We start from the raw sequence: 19315 nt of genomic DNA, 5'->3' as shown, positions 1-19315 counted from the left end.
CAACTCCGTTTTTAAAATCAATTCAATCTGAAGTATGCGAATCCTTCGTATGTATGCTGGGCGATTTAGGTGCCACAGAAGGTGCGATAAGCGCAGCTAGAAGGCTCCGGCGGGTTACTATATTCAAGTTGTTCCGGCAAGTGAGCATAAGGTTGCGCAAGAACCTGGAGAAGTTGTCTTAAACTGCGATAATCTCCCTCTTCCACTGCAGCTTGCAAGACAGCCTCTACCTGGTGGTTACGTGGGATGACAGCAGGATTGCTGTTTCTCATCAACTGGTGTGAGGACTGCGTCGATTCCTGTTGTCTGTTTATTCTCCCTAGCCACTTTTCCTTCCACTCGACGAATTCCCCACTGTTAAATAAAGTTGAATCCCCCGGTTTATCAAAGGTTAGGGCAAGGAAGGTATTCGTATAATCTGCCTGATGCTTTTCCATTAAATCAAGAAGGTCCTTAATTAGAGACTCATCCTCCGCCTCTTCATTAAATAGCCCCAGCTTAGCCCTCATCCCAGCCTGCCAATTTTTCTCGTACAGTTCAAAAAACTGGGAAACCTCGGCTTCTGCAATTTTAAGAGCCTCCTCCTCATCTGCACTGAGTAATGGCATAAGGGTTTCAGCCAATCTGGCGAGATTCCAAGCGGCCATATAGGGTTGATTCCTATAGGCATACCGACCTTGACGATCAATCGAACTAAAGACGGTGGCAGGATCATAAGTATCCATAAAGGCGCAAGGACCATAATCAATGGTCTCCCCACTAACCACCATGTTATCGGTATTCATTACCCCGTGAATAAATCCAACCAGCTGCCAGTGAGCAAGGAGTGAAGCTTGACGTTTAATGACTCCCTGAAGCAACATTAGGTAGGGGTTTTCAGCTTCCCTTGGTCCAAAATGACGTTTTAAAGTATATTCGGCTAGGGTCCGGAGATCCTCGACGGTACCCCACTGTGAAACATATTGAAAGGTACCCACACGAATATGACTAGCGGCTATACGGGTGAGTATCGCACCCGGCAACATAGTTTCACGAACAATTGTCTCACCGGTTGTAACTACCGCTAAGGAGCGAGTTGTAGGAATCCCCAACCCAAACATTGCCTCACTAATGATGTATTCACGAAGCATGGGGCCAAGTGCCGCCCGACCGTCCCCTCCGCGCGAGTAGGGTGTTTTACCTGAACCTTTGAGCTGGATATCGTAGCGCTCACCCTCGGGTGTCACCTGTTCGCCCAGCAATAAGGCCCTGCCATCACCTAACATGGTAAAACGACCGAATTGATGCCCGGCATAGGCTTGGGCCAGAGGTTCAGCACCTTCAGGAAGCATGTTCCCGGCAAACACCATTACACCTTCATCGCTTTTTAACAACTGAGCATCAAGCCCCAAGCTCTCTGCCAAGCTTTCATTGAGAATAACTAACTTCGGCGAATTGACGGGGACTGGGCCGAGCTTCGTATAAAGAGAATCAGGAAGATCAGGGTAGGTATTGTCGAAATTCCATCCGGCTTTTACTATTTCTCGCTCATTTATCATAGTTATCTCCTTTTAAAAATGATGGGCCCTAAATATTTACCTATCTATTGTTTGTATTTAGAACAAACAAATTCAGGCAAACGAAAAATGAGCTTATTCTTCCCTAATCTTTATCATAACTCTGAAGCTTACGGTACAGGTTTCTAAGACTAATTCCCAAAAGATTGGCAGCTAGTGGTTTATTGCCGTTAAGCTTTTCTAGCGTAGCAAGAATATAAAGTCTCTCTACTTCTTCTAGCTTGAGGAGATTGTCACTCTGGGCAATAGAGTTAAGTTCATTGATAGGATCAAGCGCTTTCGAGGGCTTTAAGTTGACTTCGACTTTTTCGGGCCAAATATCTGAGGGATTAATGACCCCATCGCTGGCAAGTATTTGTCCTCTTTTTATAAGATGGGAAAGCTCTCGTACATTTCCTGGGTAGTCATAAGCTAACAAGCTTTTCTTTGTTTCTGGAGCTAGCACTGAGGGTTTTGTAGATAATTCTTCTTTATTGGCTTTTTCTAGAAAATATTCAGCAAGGGGCAGGATATCCTCACTCCGTTCACGCAAGGACGGAACTCCCAGGGTCACACCATTTAAGCGATAATAAAAATCCTGCCGAAAACGCTCCTCCTTTATCTCCTCGTGAAGGTTGCGATTAGTGGCGGCAATGACCCTAATGTTAACGCGTCTGAGCCTAGTATCCCCTACACGACGAAACTCACCCGATTCTAAAAATCGTAAAAGCTTTACCTGTAAGCTTAAAGGCATATCCCCAATTTCATCGAGAAAAAGGGTGCCCTGGTCTGCCATTTCTACAAGGCCAATCTTCTGAGCTCCCGCTCCGGTAAAGGCTCCTTTTTCGTGCCCAAAAAGTTCACTTTCCATCAAGGGCTCTGGAATAGCGCCTGCATTAAGGGGGATGTAGGGGCGATTTGATCGTGCACTCCAGGCATGAATCGCTTGGGCCACTAAGTCCTTGCCTACACCGCTCTCCCCTTGAATGAGGATTGACGCATCCGTCTGGGCTACCTTTCGAGTGAGTTCGAGGACTTCTAGCATCTTAGGACTTTTAGCAATAAGGGTAAATCCGGAAGCCTGGCGACGCACAACCTGCCTAAGGCCAGTATTTTCAAGGAGCAATTCCCTTTTTTCCAAGGCCTTTTGCAGTGTCAATTCCAGTTCTGATAAATTGCAAGGTTTTGTGAGGTAATCATAGGCGCCAAGCTTCATGGCATCTATCGCTGACTCGATGGTCCCATGCCCAGTAAGCATCACAACCTGAAGGTCGGGTTGGAGCTCTTTAATCTGGGGCAGAAGCTTCAGTCCATCTCCATCCGGTAACTTGATGTCTAACAAAATCGTATCAAACAAGATGTCCTTTATATAGGCTAGCCCTTCTGCAGCCGTCCCTGTTTGTATTACTTCATAACCATTGCGTTTTAATCTTTTGGCGATTATCTCACGTAAAGCGTCCTGATCATCTATAATCAATACCTTCGGTATGCGTTTCATTTAAGCCACCTCTTTTTGAACGAATAAAGTAATTGTAACAAGGGTTCCTTCACCTTCAACACTTTTAACTTCTATTGTACCATGCATTTTTCGAATAATTTCATAACACACAAACAATCCCAATCCTGTTCCTTTACCTACGGATTTCGTGGTAAAGAAGGGGTCAAAAATACTCTTTTGATCCCGTGCTGAAATGCCAGGACCATAATCCTTTATCTCAATCTTGATGACTTCCTTCTCCCCATCCGTACTATCGTAATCATCCATCGTATTAAGGTTGCTCTTTTCTATCTCCCTATATCCTCTGACTTCTATGATACTATCTCTATCTGATACATCTAAAGAATTCGTTACAATATTAAGAACGACTTGTTGCCACTCATTTTCATTTCCCCATACTAATAAATCTTCTTCAAGCTCATCTATAAGGCGGACATTGTTTTGTCTTGCCCTATAGGCTAAGAGTTCTAATGTTTTTAAAGTTGCTGATTTCAGATCCACCAATTCTTCAGTTGGATTTTTACGAGCAAAGCCTAATAAATTAGAAGTGATTTTTTTACAGTGGGCAATTTGTTCTAAAACAACATGATAACCTTCTGTAATCTCCTCTTCGGTAAGCTCAGGGTCTTTTTCCTCAAGACGATCAAGCAGATCTTCACTATGAGCGGCTACGATAGCTAAGGGGTTATTGATTTCGTGGGCAACACCCGAAGCAAGAAGACCAATCGCAGCCATCTTATCCGTTTTGAGCATTCTAGCCTCTAATTCCACCTCTTGAGTAACATCTTCAATGAGCAGAAGGTATGCTGCATTCTCTGGGTTATCAGGTGACAACTTATACTCCATCTGGCGAAGGTGGCGAGTTACACCATGAGAGGATAGGGTAACATTACGACCATTCTCATACATTGCCCCGTCCTCTGAAGCCCTCGTTACAACCTCCTCGTAAGATAAATTGATAATTTCATTGCCAAACCATTCCGTAAACTTTGGATTCCACCAGATAATCTTTCTTTCAGAGTTTAAAAGGATCATCCCCGCTCCGATTCCGTCGACAACGGTAGTCAAAAGTTCCTTTTCCTCTTTCAGATTTAGATTTTTCTGATCTAAGTAATTCAGTAGTTGATTGAACGATTGGACCAATCGTCCTATCTCATTCCAATTTTCAATAGGCAAATGATTATCTAAGTTACCCGTGGAAATGATTTCTCTAACTCGACTTTCCACGTTTTCGATCGGATCTACAAGTTTTAGCCCAAATCCAATACTTAAGATAAGGACAATAACCATAATTAAAACGGCTATCACTATAAGCTGTAGGGCTAAGGTATGAATAGTCTTAAAGGCTTCGCTGCTAGGCTGTTCAATAAAGATAGCCCATCCAAGGTTGTCTAAGGATACAAAAGACCCAATGACAGAGATCCCTTGGATATTTTTATACCGACTTCCAAAAGAATCGTTTTGTCCCTCAAAAAAGTCTTGAATAGAAGCATTATTTACCTTAGCCTTCTGAACTACAAGGCTAAAGTCAGTATGTCCGATTAGATTCCCCGATTCGTCAATGAGATAAATATACTCCAAAGGATCAAGCAGGGTGCTTTCTACCCTGCTATTGATTTTCTTCAGGTCAATTTTAGCTTGCAGATACCCTATGGGCAGATGCGTTAGAGGATCTTTTAGTTTCAAAGTCAAATACATAGCCGGTCGGCCATCCTGGAAAAAAAATATGGGGCTCGAACCGATCGATTCTTCTTCTTTGAGTTGATGCTCGATTTCTCCCGAAGGAAAGTTCTTTGGTACGGTCTCTGTGCGTGCTACCTGGTCAATAGTAGTGAAATCTAGATTTGCCACTTTTATTTCATCAATAAAGGGCTCCGTTCGCATCAGGGTACCTAAGACAATTCGACGCACACTTTGGTCTTGGCCTAAGAGGGTCCTTGCGTTGACCTCTGTTGTCTGTGCTAAGGTATTCTCTAGATTTGTATAGCGCTCTTCTATCTCACTGGCTAGCATTGTTATCTGTTGATAATTTTGTTCATAAATATTCTCTTCTAAGTGTTGCTTCACAGAGGTAAAGCTTAGATACCCTAAGAAAAAAACGGGAAGTATCGACATGCTGACCCCAAAGAGAAGAACATGAACTCTTATTCGCATCCACCAAGGATTATTGCTGGCTTTCACGCACTTACCTACTTTCTACTTACCCATATCCGTTCAGCCCCAAGATTAACCACAAAGTCTAGCTGGTGCACACCGGTACGCCCCCTTAAGGTTATATCGGTTGTCCTCATTCCTATATTCTAGTTTATCATGTAAATAAAAAGGGATGTAGACTTTTTACAGTCTACATCCTTTTCTCGTTAGTTTTTCATTTTTAATTAAACGTTCGCCCAATAATTTCCCATAACGATTACTGATAAGAGGAAGCCAAGGGGAACATTCACTAATACACCTGTGGTAAATGCTGCAAAAGGCTTCCAACCCACTGAGGTTAGATCTTTGAAACGCGTCGTAAAGCCAATGGACAAGAAGGTAAAGATAAAGGCCCAGTTTCTTAACTCTTTTAGGGGTTTAATGACAACTGAGTCAATGTCTGCTTGCGCAGCGTCACCATTGGAGGCAACTAAGATGGTTACAATAATTGAGGCCACGAAGAAACCGAGAACGAATTTAGGGAAACGTCCCCAGATTTCACCAGCGTTTGGCTTACTTCCATCAACTCTCTTTTCCCATTGGGTAACAGAGATAATGGCCATAAGAAAGGCCCAAATTCCAACGAACATATCACGGCCAACAACTTTCACTAAGGTAAAGGTCTTAATAGATTGCTCACCAATAGCTGCTGCAGCGGCCATTCCGGCTGCATCGGCGAACTCCGAAGTTCCGATCCATGCCCCAGCAGGGCCAGCATCGATACCGAATACTTTAATGAGGATGGGTAAGCTAAAGATCATAACGACAGCCCATACCACAACCAGTGAGATTGCTACAGACACATAGTTTTTATCTGCTTTAACTGCACCACCGATAGCGATTGAGGCAGATACACCACAGATGGAACCACCTGCTGCTAAAGTTGATGCAAAACGGCGGTCAAGTCCGAATAATCTTGTTCCTGCGAAATAAATTGTTGCGAAGGTGGTTATTGAAATTATAGTAGCTTGTAAAAATGCTACAGGACCAGCCTTCATAATAAGGGTAAAGGGGAGGGTTGCACCCATTAGAACGATACCGGTTTTTACAAAAAACTCTGTTTTTAGCGAGGCATCAAGCCAAGCAGGGATCTTCACAAAGTTTCCAATGATAAGTCCAAATGCAAGTGCGAGCAACGGAGCTTCCAAGTTAAAACTTTTAGCGACAGTCCAAGAGCCCATTACTGTTACAAAAAGACTAAAGATGAAAAGAGCCGCGAAACCAACTACAAACTTAGAAACATTATGCCCTAAGATCTTGATCGCGATGGAAAAAAGGAGCAAAAAGCCTAAGAATAAACCAATAATTCCAGGGACATTATTACCCAGATACTCTGTTGCAGTACCGAATTCACTCCAAGTAGGCACTTTAATTGCTATCGCCTTCATGAATGAACTTCCCGATGCCCATAAAAGGATTGTGATAAGTACCATACCCAGTCCAAGCCAAACAGCCCAATAATCTTCCTTTTTCCAGAGAGCTGATAATCCTCCAGAAGGTGATGTGACCTTTTTTTCTTTTTCTACAGCCATAACTACTAAACCTCCATTACCTATTAAAACTTTTAAACCAAATATAATACTACAGAACGAACCCTATTTTTTAATTGTCAATACCACCTCCTATGTGAATATGAAATCTAGCACCACTATAGCTTCACTATAAGTACTCACTGTCCTATTGAATGCAATTACCATGCCAAGTCTCAGAAAATGAAAAAAACAATTTCAAATGCGGTTGATAGATTATTTTTATGCTTTAAATGCTTGTTCAAGTTTTAGCTACCCAACACCATTCTTTTTGACAAAATGACAAAATAGCCAAAATGTCATGACAAAATGTCAATTAATTAGACAAAAAAATCTCCCAGGTTAAATCTAATTCCCTGAGAGATTTCTTATCAAGTTCTAGGATATAAGCTTAAAGAACGCCCCAAAGACGGGTATATTCCACATCTAAGAAAAACTCATCATCTCCAAAACCATTCTCCTCTAAAATCTTGCAAGCCTTATTAAACTCAAAGGATTCGGTCTCCATTAAGATATGGTCCTTCCAGCCAGTGATTGCCCAGTCATCATGAGCATTTTTAAGTAAGTCCATCATCTGGGCGATACGCTCTAGTCGCCAATTCAAAAATTTATTAAAGTTACGAACCGCTTCAGATGAAACATCTTTTACTTTAACAATATCATTAAGGGGCGGTCTTTCCCCTGGTTGCCAATCTTTCTTCTCAAAAAAACGAAAGATAAATCGAGCTCTTTGAACACATGTCACATTATCTGGATGCATAGCGCATTCCCCTTTCCTCATGTTTTCCCGATGACTCACCGGTTTCCTTTATCTTACCGTCATCCAATAGTTACCCATAACGACAACGGATAAAAGATATCCTAATGGTACATTGATTAGAATCCCCGTAGTAAATGCTGCAAACGGTTTCCAGCCTATGGATGTAAGGTCACGAAAACGGCTAGTTAATCCAATCGAAAGAAATGTAAAGATAAACGTCCAATTTCTTAATTCCACTATGGGGCTGATAATATAGGTCGATATATCTTTAATCCTTAAGGAATTTGCGAAGGAAGTTAACACTGTAATAATTATAGATGCAATTATGAAGCCAAGGACAAACTTAGGAAAACGAATCCAAATTTCGGCGGCATCAGGCTTTGAACCTTCATATCGTCTCTCCCAAGTCGTTACCGAGAACAAGGCCATGATAAAGCACCAAAATCCAATAAACATATCGCGGCCAACGACTTTCATCAAGGTGAAGGTTTTTATCGCTTGCTCATTGATGGCTGCGGCCGCAGCCATTCCAGGGGCATCCGCCAATTCGGCTGTACCAATCCATGCTCCAGCCGGACCTGGTGGAATCTCCAAAAAGTTAATCGCTAACGGTAAAACAAAGATCATGACGATAGACCACATGACCACCAGCGAAATCGCTATGGATACTTGTTTTTTTTCAGCTTTAACCGCTCCACCAATAGCGATAGAAGCCGAGACCCCACAGATGGAGCCCCCCGCCGCTAATGTTGCTGCAAAACGATTATCTAACCCGAAAAACCTTGTCCCTGTCCAATAAATGGTCATGAAGGTCGCTACGGCAATAATTGTGGCTTGGGCAAACGCCGTAAAACCCGCTTGGAGAATTAGGTTGATTGGCAGGGAAGCCCCCATCAAAACAATACCCACTTTGACATAGAAATCAGTCTTAAGAGCGTTATTCATCCAATGAGGAACCCTCATAATATTACCGAGAATAAGTCCAATAATCAAAGCTAGTACAGGCGTTTCAATATTATATTTCCTCATAACCTCCCAGGAACCTAAGACAGTGATTCCCACACTTAGGATAAAAAGAACCGTAAATCCTAAGGCAAAAGGCCACATTTTTTGCTTAAGAGCTCTTATCGGCAGCCCAAACAAACAAAGGAAAAACAAATAGAGCACCAGCAATGCGCCAATATGTTCCGTCATATACTGATTAGCTATTTTGAAATCATCATAGTGCGGCACTTTGAGAACGAGCCAAGATAATAGAGTATTTCCTTGGTAAAAAAGCATGATTGCAAATAGTACAACTACTATACCTAGCCATACCGCCCAATATTCCTCTGTCTTCCAAAGCGCCGAAAAACCCTCTTTAGGAGTAGTTCGTTTCCTTGAGAGGGTGATTTTACTCATCTATTAGTTCTCCCTTACCTTTTTAATATATACAATACTAGGTCAACCGGGCTTATTTTTCAAGTAAAAACAAGATGATCCATGGTAATGCACGAATCATCTCATTTCTTGAAGAAAAATCCCGTCAATTGCTCTTACTTTTGCTCCACGATTTGAACCACGATACCATTTGGATCTTCAATAAAGATAAATCGAGTCTTTGGTGAAGGTGAAATCGGTCCACTTTTAATGGGGATATTCTTTTCCTTAAGATACTCCATCGCTTTATCCAGCGAGTCTACTTGAAAGCCGATTGAAAGTCCCGCAGCTTGAGCTACGACGTCATCCTTTTTATTATGCAGCAATTCAATTTTAGGCTTATCCATTTCACCAAGAAAAGCAATCTCCGTATCTTCCCCTGCTTTGAAACGTTGGGCGATTTTCAGGCCTAAAAGCTCATGATAGAACTTGATCGATTCCTCTAAATTACGAACATGCAGAGTTATCCAACAAAAATCCATGATACATTACCTCCTTGTAAGATAGTTTACCTACTTTCGCTACGCGAATTCCCCGATTTTAACCCCAAAGAAAAAGCGATAAGTATCAGAGATATCGCTGCCAAAAACATAAATGTAACGGTAAAATTACCCTGTGTTTGATCAAGAATTGAACCAAACGCAGACGGCCCAACTGTTGTGCCCAAATTCGAGGCAACGGTCAGCATCCCCATGCCCATTCCCACCTCGTGAGGTCTAACTGTCTCAGGAATATGCGCAAAGGCAAAAACAGCTATCGGAGTAAAGCCTATCCCCAAAGCAAACGCCCATAGGGGTAGACCCGGAAAATGCGTAGCTAAGGCCACGAAAGAAATTAAGATAAGTGCAATTCCGATGATCAAATAGGGCTTTTTACGACCGGTCTTATCAAAAGCTACCCCAATGAGCGGCGCCAGGAAAAGCGATGCAAGCATGACCAGACTTGTCAAGAATCCTGCCCGTTGCACAGATACACCGAGCGACTGATAAAATTGGGGACCAAAAGTGACATAAGCTATAAGCTGGAAATTAGCTAAAGCCCAAATAGCAGTAAGCAGCCAAAGGCTCAAACTACCTCTGAACCTTGGGGCTGACTTTTTATCTAAGTCAGGGGAATGGGTAGAAGCCTCCCCTTTTTGCAAGAAGAGCGCGAAGATGACTAAAAGTAAAACTACCCCCAAAAAGCCCGCAACACCCACCAATATTACTCTCCAACCCAGGAGTCGTCCCAAGGAGCCAAAAAAATTGGCCGCTAAGACAGTCCCTAGGGGCACAGCTATGTTAAAGATACCCATCGCAATCCCGATATTCTTTTGATCAAAATACATGGTGATTAAAAGGGGAGAAAGTACTACTAACACCGTAGCCCCTATCCCCGCCACTAATCTAAACACTACTAAGAGTGAAAAGGAACCCGCAAAGGAAAAGGCCACCAAGCCTATCATCATAATAATTAAAGCACCGATGATTAACTTTTTAATGTCAACGCGGTTGGCTAAATATGCCACGACAAAAGGGAGGAAAATCCCGGGAATAGCATAAGATCCCATTAAAATCCCAGCTTGAGAATTAGAAAACGGTACATCCTTCATGATCTGCTCAAATAGGGGTGGCAGAGCTTGCAAAGACAGGGCGAAGCACATCATCATAGCAAAGGAAATAGCTAAGACGACCCATTTATTTGAGTGGTGAACCCGTTGATTGCTCAATCGATAATCCTCCTCAATCATGAAACCGATACTTTGTACTAATGCTCAATATAGTCTAGCAGAAATGTGGTCTAAAAGATAGGGTATAGCGCCCTTTAGGGGTGGAGTTTAACGTCCAAAAAATAGCAACCCCCCCGGCATTGCCTGGGGGGTCGTGAATCCCTATTTTTGTTCGATCTCAGTCACACATTGGGTTTTAATCTTTTCAACCAAGAATTGTAGGGCATCCACTACATGGGGTCGGATATCGCCACCGATCAGCACATACATGATGTCGTCACCCAGCTCAAGCTGACCTTCATTTAGCCATACCCTAACATGGAAAATCCCCGCCATGGTTTTGGTCTCGGCAATCGCCGCCTCAACCTTTGCCTCATCATAAGCAAATTCCATGCCCTTGACCACCGAACCATCATCAAGTCCTTGGCGCACCTTAGCTTTGGGTGTTTGGCGCACCACTCCATTATGAACTAAGAACATCCCTTCCTGTAAAGCAGCCGGACTAGCCTTTGCTTCTTTAAGCCACTCATCAACTGATGGTGATTTTTTCTTCGTGTTTCCATTAGTCATTGCCGCTACACCTCTATTCTATTTCTCTCAGGCTCTCTTTATAGGTTCCTCTTGAGCACTCTTTATAGGCTATCTCCGAAATCACTTCTAAACTTCTGGACAAGGGCTGTGGGCCAATCACTATTCGTATCCAATCTTCCTAGGAAGAAACGTAAAATCTTTGGTTCTTCAACGAATTTCAGACCGCCAATGAGATTGCGGTTTTCGTAGAGCCAAGCAATCCGGTCCACAGCGTACTTGACTTGGGAAAGTGTAAATACTCGGCGTGGCATCGCCAAGCGCAGTAGCTCCATATCGGCAAAGGGTTCCACTCCATTGTCGTCCCTTTCCTCAGACATCGTCCCTCTTTCCATTCCGCGAACACCGCTCACTAGATAAAGGGCTGCTGCTAGAGCACCTGCCGGATAGTCTTGCTGAGGAATATGCTTAACAAACTCCATTGCATTTAAATGACATCCTAATCCTCCTGCTGGAGTGACTACAGGAACTCCTTTTTTCTGAAGCTCTTCCGTCATATAGGCAATAAACTGAGGGCCTTGGTTAATCATGTCTTCATCCATCGTCTCTTCAAGACCTACAGCCATGGCCTCCATCTCGCGGACCGACATACCACCATAGGTAAGAAACCCTTCGTAAAGGGGAACCAGCTCACGCATTTTAACGAAATGCTCTTCATTGTTCGTGCAAATTCCGCCTCCCCGGGCACATCCCAGCTTCCGTGCGGAAAAATAAATGATATCCACCTGATTGGCGATGGCTCGAGTAATCTCGCGAATACTCATATCTTGGCATTGCTCTTCACGAACCTTGATGAAATAAAGATTATCAGCTAAAAGGCTGGCATCTAATATGAGCATCACCCCAAATTCATCACAGACCTTACGGGCTTCCATCAGATTAGCCAGAGAGAAGGGTTGCCCGCCAATAAGATTGGTCCCTGCTTCAAAGCGAACGAAGGAAATGTTTTCTGCGCCCTTTTCTGAGATTAATGCTCTTAACTTGGGAATATCCATATTACCTTTGAAGAGACATTCGCTATTGACCTGATAACCTTCTTCATTCAGTAATTCTTCAACCGTCCCACCATTTCTAACGATATGGGATCTTGTCGTAGTGAAGTGATAATTCATAATAGCGGTTGAACCGGGATTAACGAAGGTTTGAGCGATAATATTTTCGCAAGCTCTCCCTTGATGGGCTGGCAGGTAGAGCGTTTTACCAAAAATCTCACCGACTTTAGTTTCTAACTTCGTAAAGGTTTCAGAACCAGCATAGCTGTCATCTGCCTCCATCATGGCTGCCATTTGCTTGTCGCTCATGGCATTGACCCCACTATCGGTGAGCATATCCATGAAGACATCCCGGTTTTTCAGGAGGAAATTATTAAACCCGGCCTCCTTCAAGGCCTCTAAGCGCCGCTCAATCGGCATGATATTTAATTTTTGCACAATCCGAACCTTGTGCATTTCGAGGGGGATATTTTCACCTGAATAAAATTTTACATTAGACATTTGAACACTCCTTCTCTTTTTTATGTAGATGATGGGAGCTGTTCAGTTGGATGGAACCTCTGACAAATAAAAAAGCACCCCATAGGAGTGCAGGACTAACATAGCCATCTTGGCCTATCTACCATCCTACTGACCTACTAACTTACTCAATTAAAATCCTACTATGCAAAGCATCCTACTGTTCTACCCATTCTACATTAACATTATAAGTCACTCATCAGCTTTTGTAAAACCTAAAGTTCAAACGTATTTCTTAGAACCTCTACCACCGTTCTACTTACCCAAAATCACTCATGGAGAAAGGTTCCTTTATCCGAGCATTCACGACAGACACACCAGTAAACCTCTTGAACATACAAAGACTCAGACCAGTCTGGTTTAATCGCCGTCACCACTTGAACTGTTTCATTACCCCCACAAACTTCACACACGAGGCTGTCGAACCTTTTCTCTATCTTTGTCATCTCGCCTTCCCCCTCAATGTTTTTGTATGTTATCTTATTGCGGGTTCCAGCAAAATGACAGCTAAAATGCTTAAATATTAGTGCACAAGCACTCTCAAAGGATGGTGATTACCTCCAGGAAAGCTTAGACAACCCAAATTCCCAAGCGCTTGGGAATTTGGGCTTGTCCATCGCAGTACCTGTGATGCAGAAATGATATACTGAGCTATTAATTATGTAAAAAGACCGCAGTAATCCGCACAGTTGCAGGTTACCACGGTCTTCTCTTATGACCTTGCTTCCGCCAGAGGCCAGCTTATTTCTTCGAAGAGTTGGGCAAAAAGAAGTACAACCTAAAGGCAAGCGAGATAACGAATATAACCACCCCAAAGGGGAGTAACCCTAAAGCCATCTCCAAAAGAGTGGGGAAATAGGGCCACGAGCTGACAAAGGAAGATACCCCTTCTTGATAAGCACCGGTTGCTACGGGATAAGCCCAGGCCTCAATTCCTGTCCCGTTGATGTTTAAGGTCAAGGGAATGGCGTTGAAGGAAGGAAACATCAGCATCATCCGATGGGCGAAAACCCCGATAAAGAGCAGGATACAGCCGAGGATGAGAGATTTACGGGAGCTATTTCCCTTTTTGGTAAAGAAAAAGATCATGGTAAAGGCCGGCAAAAGGAGCTCTGTGCCATATAAAAACTTATATTCGCCAAAAAGCAGAGCAAAAAGCTCATGACCTTCCGCGCTTCCCCACCAACCATGAACCAAAAGATCCACAGCTACAAAGAAGAAATGAACGATCAAGGCACCGGCGACAATGACCGCTAGGGTCCTAAACGCCTCCTGATATTCGGCAAAGCCCTCTTTACCCACATAGAGAAGAGAGATCAAAAGCACCAGCGCCGTTCCGGAGGCCACTGCCACCGCAATGAAGTCCGGGGGTAAAATGGCTGTATTCCACCAACCTCGTGAGGCTTGGGTGGCAAAAATCAAAGCGGTTACCGTATGGATCAGCACCGCAAAGGGCAGGCCGATGATGGCTACGCGCTTGGACCATTTCTTGGAGAAAAACTGAATTTCTTCTGGGGAGTACTTCTTAGTCCACCCATTTAAAAGGCCTCGACCCTCTCTTTGCCAATCAGGCAAAAGTTGAACATAGACACTCAAGAAGGTGACCACAATATAAGCACTAATAACTATAACGTCCCATACCAGAGGAGAGCTGAAGTTGGGATGGAGGAGCATCTGATAGATTCGGTCAATCCGACCCATATCTGGCAAAATCATGGCACCTGCCCCAAGAGAACAGGCAAAGGCTGATAAGGAAGCAATCCTGGTCAAGGGCTTTAGCTTTTCTAAGTTAAAGAGGTAGACGGAGGAAGAGACAATCAGTCCTCCTGCCGCAATGCCCACAAAGAAGGCAAAGGTGGCGATATAGAGTCCCCAACTGAAGGAATTCCGCATATTGGTGACAATGAGGCCTTCCTTTAATTGATAACCCCAGGCACTCAAGGCTATCAGCAATAGAACTGCCCCTAGCACAAGCATTCCGTTGATTGGCTTACGGGCAACAGGGATCGTCCGTGTAGTGACCACATTATTCTGTGCCAAAATTTTCACCCTTTCCGTTCCTACTCTATTATTCTTTTGTCACTTGTCACTTGTCATTGGTCTTTGTCTTTGTTTTTTGTTATTTGTCCTCTAGATTTTTAGCCTTTAACTTTCGATTTCTACCAATTAAATTTCTGCTTAATTTTCTTCACTAACACCCTTTACTTGGGTCAAATAAATATTTACATCGTGGCTCACTATGTATCCCTATCGATTGGGCATCCCTAACGGTTGGGTATCCCTATCGGTTGGGCTTACTTGCCGGCAGATAATAGACTTTAGGCTGAGTTCCTAATTCCTCCTTCAGACGGAAAGCCTGACGATCGCGGATCAAGCGACTCACCTCTGAGTCCGGATCCTCCAGATCTCCAAAGATCCGCGCCTGAGAAGGGCAGGACTGAACACAAGCCGGTTCTTCCCCTTGGGAAGTGTATTGGAAACAAAAAGTACATTTCTCTACCACCCCTACCGGGCGATTGGGCGTATAAACTAACCGTCCATCCTTGTCCCTAGCCTCTGCTGGGTATCCATATTCATACCCTTCTTTGTAGCCGGCCCGCTTCTTAACTTCCTTGGGATCTTCCCAATTAAACTGCCGCACATTATAGGGACAAGCTGCAATGCAATAGCGACAACCAATACATCGTTCAAAATCCACAAGAACGACGCCCCGCTCATCGGTATAGGTCGCCCCTACGGGACAGACCTTTTCACAAGGAGCGTTATCACACATCTGACAGGAAACCGGCAGGAAGTTCATTTGTAGGTTCCCTTCCTCCCCCACAGCGCTTTGATGATAAGGGCTGCCGGGAGTAAAGACCCGATTCCACCAAGTTCCCGGAGGCTGGGCATTGTGGGATTTGCATGCTACAGCACAGGTACGACACCCGATACATTTATCTAAATCAATGACCATTCCTAATTTCATAGCTGATCACCCACCTTTTTAACATCGCAAAGACATTCATTCCACGCGGTATTGGGCGCCCACATTCCCGGCACGAAGTAGACCTCGTGGGTAGGCTTAATAAAGGGATAGGTTAAGCTGTTATAGGAAGTTTCTTTCAGATAACGACTCCACCAACCCTGCTCGAACATGGCGACCTTCCGGCCAACCCCGGCATCTACCACAGCATAGACCAAGAGCTTGCCTCGATCATTATAGACCTCAACTTCATCGCCCTGTTTGATCCCTTTTTCCTCTGCATCCGTGGGATTGAGCCAAATATGGGCTTTGCCCTCTTGAAGCTCGTTCATCCAGATGTTATTCGAATGGGTGGAGTGTACCCGGTAGATGGCATTACGAGTAACGAAGTTGAAGGTGTATTTCTCCCGCGCTGCGGGGTTTAGAGCATATTCGCTTTCTTCAAAGGGCGGTTTATGGACCGGCAGCTGCTCTCCTGCTTCTATGAAGGCGTCCTCATCCTTATAGAATTCAATCCGCCCGCTTTTTACGAATTGAGCCGTTTGCTCGAGTTTTGCCGGAAGGCTTTGGGGCGGGAAGGGTCGCTTACCATGGACTTGCTCATAAAAAGGAATCTGCCGATCACCCGGCACTTCTGACTTTAAGCGGACGGGGCCTTGCTTGAGCTGTTCAAGGGTGATTCCTGCACAATTTGGCCCGCCGGTTTTCAGCAAAAGCTTGATAACTTCTTCCGCAGCCTGATCCGGTTCCAGTCCGGGGAAAAAGTACTTTTCAAACTCCGGATTGAGGCGTTTGGCCAATTCTCTAAAGATCCAAAGCTCCGGTCTTCCCTCATAAACCGGGGTGATGGCAGGCTGTTGCAGCTGGAGATAAGGATGCACCGGCGACGCCGTGAGATCCGTCTTTTCATACCAAGTGACCCCCGGCAAAACCACATGACTATACTCACAGCTGGTGGTCATTTGGAAGTCAATGTTGGCCACGAATTCTAATTCCCCTGATTGAACCCGCTCCCGGAGGATATTCGACATATTATGTTGATCAAAGGGATTTCCCCAGCCGGTGATTAAGGCCTTGATGCCATCCTTGGGATACTTGGCCTTCATATTTTCTGTCGGACCATTGAGCACATAAAGGAAGGGAAGCCAGTTTTGCTTACGACCTTCCGGGACCCACCATTCACCCACCTTAAGGCGAATCCGGTATTGTCCGGCATAGGTTGAGATTCCTGCCCCCGGTTGCCCGATGTTTCCCGTCAGTACATTGATCAAGGCCAGAGCCCGTCCCTTAAGATCCCCATGATACCATTGATAATTGCTAGCCCCATAGACGATATGAAGAGGCTTGATTGTCGCCATCTCCCGGGCAATGCGCACCAAATCATCTGGCTTCATTCCCGATTCTTTCTCTACGGCCTCAGGGGTATAGTGATTTAAGCTTTCCTTGAGAAGCTGGAAGACAGGCTTAGCGATAACCCTTTCCCCACTTTTGAGTGGCACCTCCACTTCTCCTTCTAGCAGAAGATTTTCAGGCAGGTCCAGCCTTTCTGAATGAACTGTCAAGAAATTCCCATTGTAGGCAACAAAGGCTTCCCGATAGGTCGGGGTATCGGTTGGTTTGGTCAAGCCTTCCACTTCATCGGCTTTGAGACGTTTCCCATTATCTAGGCGCACCAGTAAAGGCATATCTGTAAAGGTGCTAATAAAGTTCTGATCGTAAAGCCCCTCCTCGAGGATAACCTTGCAGATTCCCAAGGCTACGGCAGCATCACTGCTTCCATTAATGGCTATGTACTCATCGGCCTTGGCGGCAGTCGGACTATAACTCGGGTCAAAGACGATAACCTTGGTCCCTTTATTTCTCGCCTCGACGAGAAAATGCGCATCCGGCAAACGGGTAGCCAAAATATTAGAACCAAATACCGCCATATAGCGGGCATTCAGCCATTCACTGGGTTCAAGTTCTTCTGATTGGACCCCGAAGGTCATGGGCCAAAACATCGGCAGGTCGCCGTTTTGATCATAGGCGTGATGGATATTCCATCCGGCTAGAGTGGCCAGACGCGACATGGCTCCCTTATGTACATAGCTGGTCCCTCCCACTTGGAAGGCGACCCCAATAGATTCTGGGCCGTATTTTGCGGCGATTTCCTTCAGCCTTTGGGCAGTATAATCAAGAGCTTCCTCCCACGTGGCCTTCTGCAACTCATCGACACCGGGCTTTCCCTTTTGAATCAAGGGGGTTTGTAGGCGATCCGGACCATACACTAGGTTCATCATAGATAGCCCTTTAAGACAGCCACGCGGGTTATATTCTTGTTCCGGGTAATCTGCCGCCTGCACAATAGCCTTGATCTCGTTATTCTCGACGATAGCATTCAATCCACAGGCCCCTGTACAGTTGGGCGAACAGGTCGTGCGCACAGTCTTGAGCTCAGGAGCGCTCCCGCTCTCCCCAGAAACAACTTCATCAGCAATGGCTTTGTTGGCGAAGCCCACGGCTCCCATGGTACCCACCATTGCTCCTGTAGCCGCTGTCCCTTTTAGAAATTGGCGTCGCGATAGTTTCGCCTTGTTTTTTTCCACTCTTTTCACTCCAGTCCATCACTTTTGTTTTTCTGTATTACCTAACTATATTTTTGCAATAGAAAAAGAAGACCCTACCCCTAACCTACTCCAGCTAAGAATACTTTGTGACACGGCAAAAAGCCGTGATTCAAATCACGGCTCTCAAGGAATATTCAGACACTTTGATTTGTAGGCTCAGCAGAGGAATTATCTCCATTATCCATGTACGGATGCCGGTTATCATGCCAAGGGAGCTGAGCGGAGTATGTGGCAAACTCAAAGGGAGATTTCAGAAAAAACATCCTGTACAAATATCTCTAAACCCGGGAAGACAGTCGATTGTATTGTATCCTCCAGTCGGTGGCTTTGCGGGTAATCAATTTCTCTTTCTTTCGAAAAAGAGTATTGAAGAATACTTTTGTTCTCCGGGTTTACAACCCAGTATTCTGAGACACCGCTTTTCATGTAAAGATTCAATTTAGCAACTAAGTCTTTATTCTTAGTCGATGGAGATAAGACCTCGACAATCAATGTCGGTATCCCTTCATATTTGTTCTTCTCATTAACCTTTTCTTCATCACAAATCACGACTACATCTGGCTGGACAACATTCGGTTCTTCTTCAAACTTGGTCGCATAACCGAAAAGACGTATATCCAACGGGGCAGTTAAGGATCGACAAGGTTTTCCCTTAAAATAGTTATTGAAATGCCATGATATTTCGTTAACAACCACCTGATGGGTAAAGGAAGGCGAAGCTAACAGATAAATCTCGCCCTCAATGAGCTCGTATCTTTGATCAGAGGAATCAACCAGCTCCATATATTCTTCATAGCTCACCTTTTTCATTGTTTGATATTGATGTGCTTCTTCATGAACAATAAAATAGTCCGGTTCTTTATAATGAGTTAGTTTAGCAACACTTCTGCCGTTTTTGGTAATAATAATATCTTCCTTCTCTACAAGAGAAAGATATTTCCCAAAAGCATTTTGCATATCTGTGGTATTAACACGCATAGATTCACCCCATCTCGCAGTCTAT

15 protein-coding genes are annotated in these 19315 nt (G+C 44.3%); all 15 read right to left on the bottom strand.

What is annotated here, in order from left to right:
- Positions 1 to 65 precede the first annotated feature (65 nt).
- Entirely contained in the window at positions 66 to 1538 is a 1473-nt protein-coding gene (locus tag DESDI_RS01635; RefSeq protein WP_015260894.1) for a protein adenylyltransferase SelO, read from the bottom strand.
- A 103-nt stretch (positions 1539 to 1641) separates the two neighbouring features.
- On the bottom strand, positions 1642 to 3033 hold the full coding sequence (locus DESDI_RS01630; RefSeq protein WP_015260893.1) for a sigma-54-dependent transcriptional regulator: 1392 nt from the start codon (positions 3031 to 3033) through the stop codon (positions 1642 to 1644).
- A complete protein-coding gene (locus tag DESDI_RS01625; RefSeq protein WP_015260892.1) occupies positions 3034 to 5214 on the bottom strand; it encodes a PAS domain-containing sensor histidine kinase in 2181 nt (726 codons plus the stop codon). It lies immediately after the preceding gene.
- Between the two features lie 197 nt (positions 5215 to 5411).
- Positions 5412 to 6758 carry a YeiH family protein gene (locus tag DESDI_RS01620; RefSeq protein ID WP_015260891.1) on the bottom strand — a complete coding sequence of 449 codons (1347 nt, stop codon included), beginning with the start codon at positions 6756 to 6758 and terminating at the stop codon, positions 5412 to 5414.
- A 388-nt stretch (positions 6759 to 7146) separates the two neighbouring features.
- Positions 7147 to 7515, bottom strand: a complete 369-nt coding sequence (locus tag DESDI_RS01615; RefSeq protein ID WP_041219203.1) for a hypothetical protein — start codon at positions 7513 to 7515, stop codon at positions 7147 to 7149.
- 48 nt (positions 7516 to 7563) lie between these two features.
- Positions 7564 to 8916, bottom strand: coding sequence for a YeiH family protein (locus DESDI_RS01610; protein WP_015260889.1), 1353 nt, complete (start codon positions 8914 to 8916; stop codon positions 7564 to 7566).
- A gap of 134 nt (positions 8917 to 9050) precedes the next feature.
- Positions 9051 to 9416 (bottom strand): VOC family protein, encoded by a 366-nt coding sequence (locus DESDI_RS01605; protein WP_015260888.1) that lies wholly within the window; start codon positions 9414 to 9416, stop codon positions 9051 to 9053.
- A gap of 26 nt (positions 9417 to 9442) precedes the next feature.
- Complete coding sequence (locus tag DESDI_RS01600) at positions 9443 to 10582, bottom strand: MFS transporter (RefSeq protein WP_427846163.1); 1140 nt, start codon at positions 10580 to 10582, stop codon at positions 9443 to 9445.
- 222 nt (positions 10583 to 10804) lie between these two features.
- Complete coding sequence (locus DESDI_RS01595; protein ID WP_015260886.1) at positions 10805 to 11212, bottom strand: molybdenum cofactor biosynthesis protein MoaE; 408 nt, start codon at positions 11210 to 11212, stop codon at positions 10805 to 10807.
- Positions 11213 to 11274: 62 nt separating this feature from the next.
- Entirely contained in the window at positions 11275 to 12723 is a 1449-nt protein-coding gene (locus tag DESDI_RS01590; RefSeq protein WP_015260885.1) for a tryptophanase, read from the bottom strand.
- A gap of 287 nt (positions 12724 to 13010) precedes the next feature.
- The gene (locus DESDI_RS17755; protein WP_015260884.1) at positions 13011 to 13187 is read right to left on the bottom strand and encodes a hypothetical protein; all 177 of its coding nucleotides are present in this window, start codon (positions 13185 to 13187) and stop codon (positions 13011 to 13013) included.
- A 295-nt stretch (positions 13188 to 13482) separates the two neighbouring features.
- Positions 13483 to 14790, bottom strand: a complete 1308-nt coding sequence (gene nrfD, locus DESDI_RS01585; RefSeq protein WP_015260883.1) for an NrfD/PsrC family molybdoenzyme membrane anchor subunit — start codon at positions 14788 to 14790, stop codon at positions 13483 to 13485.
- Positions 14791 to 15022: 232 nt separating this feature from the next.
- Complete coding sequence (locus tag DESDI_RS01580; protein WP_015260882.1) at positions 15023 to 15709, bottom strand: 4Fe-4S dicluster domain-containing protein; 687 nt, start codon at positions 15707 to 15709, stop codon at positions 15023 to 15025.
- Positions 15706 to 18291 (bottom strand): molybdopterin-dependent oxidoreductase, encoded by a 2586-nt coding sequence (locus tag DESDI_RS01575; RefSeq protein ID WP_015260881.1) that lies wholly within the window; start codon positions 18289 to 18291, stop codon positions 15706 to 15708. Before DESDI_RS01575 ends, DESDI_RS01580 begins: the two co-directional genes overlap by 4 nt.
- A gap of 258 nt (positions 18292 to 18549) precedes the next feature.
- Positions 18550 to 19290, bottom strand: coding sequence for a type II toxin-antitoxin system prevent-host-death family antitoxin (locus DESDI_RS01570; RefSeq protein WP_015260880.1), 741 nt, complete (start codon positions 19288 to 19290; stop codon positions 18550 to 18552).
- Positions 19291 to 19315: the final 25 nt, after the last annotated feature.

Origin of the sequence: Desulfitobacterium dichloroeliminans LMG P-21439 (assembly GCF_000243135.2) — a bacterium.
GTDB classification, from domain to species: domain Bacteria; phylum Bacillota; class Desulfitobacteriia; order Desulfitobacteriales; family Desulfitobacteriaceae; genus Desulfitobacterium; species Desulfitobacterium dichloroeliminans.
The sequence above is the reverse complement of the archived record's forward strand: the minus strand, read 5'-3'. Positions and strand labels throughout refer to the sequence as shown.

Bases quoted from the DNA above. Each gene is read 5' to 3' on its own strand.
- DESDI_RS01580 (WP_015260882.1), bottom strand. From the start codon at position 15,709: ATGAAATTAGGAATGGTCATTGATTTAGATAAATGTATCGGGTGTCGT.
- DESDI_RS01605 (WP_015260888.1), bottom strand. From the start codon at position 9,416: ATGGATTTTTGTTGGATAACTCTGCATGTTCGTAATTTAGAGGAATCG.
- DESDI_RS01610 (WP_015260889.1), bottom strand. From the start codon at position 8,916: ATGAGTAAAATCACCCTCTCAAGGAAACGAACTACTCCTAAAGAGGGT.
- DESDI_RS01635 (WP_015260894.1), bottom strand. From the start codon at position 1,538: ATGATAAATGAGCGAGAAATAGTAAAAGCCGGATGGAATTTCGACAAT.
- DESDI_RS01570 (WP_015260880.1), bottom strand. From the start codon at position 19,290: ATGCGTGTTAATACCACAGATATGCAAAATGCTTTTGGGAAATATCTT.
- DESDI_RS01630 (WP_015260893.1), bottom strand. From the start codon at position 3,033: ATGAAACGCATACCGAAGGTATTGATTATAGATGATCAGGACGCTTTA.
- DESDI_RS01595 (WP_015260886.1), bottom strand. From the start codon at position 11,212: ATGACTAATGGAAACACGAAGAAAAAATCACCATCAGTTGATGAGTGG.
- DESDI_RS01615 (WP_041219203.1), bottom strand. From the start codon at position 7,515: ATGCATCCAGATAATGTGACATGTGTTCAAAGAGCTCGATTTATCTTT.
- DESDI_RS17755 (WP_015260884.1), bottom strand. From the start codon at position 13,187: ATGACAAAGATAGAGAAAAGGTTCGACAGCCTCGTGTGTGAAGTTTGT.
- DESDI_RS01620 (WP_015260891.1), bottom strand. From the start codon at position 6,758: ATGGCTGTAGAAAAAGAAAAAAAGGTCACATCACCTTCTGGAGGATTA.
- DESDI_RS01600 (WP_427846163.1), bottom strand. From the start codon at position 10,582: ATGATGATGTGCTTCGCCCTGTCTTTGCAAGCTCTGCCACCCCTATTT.
- DESDI_RS01590 (WP_015260885.1), bottom strand. From the start codon at position 12,723: ATGTCTAATGTAAAATTTTATTCAGGTGAAAATATCCCCCTCGAAATG.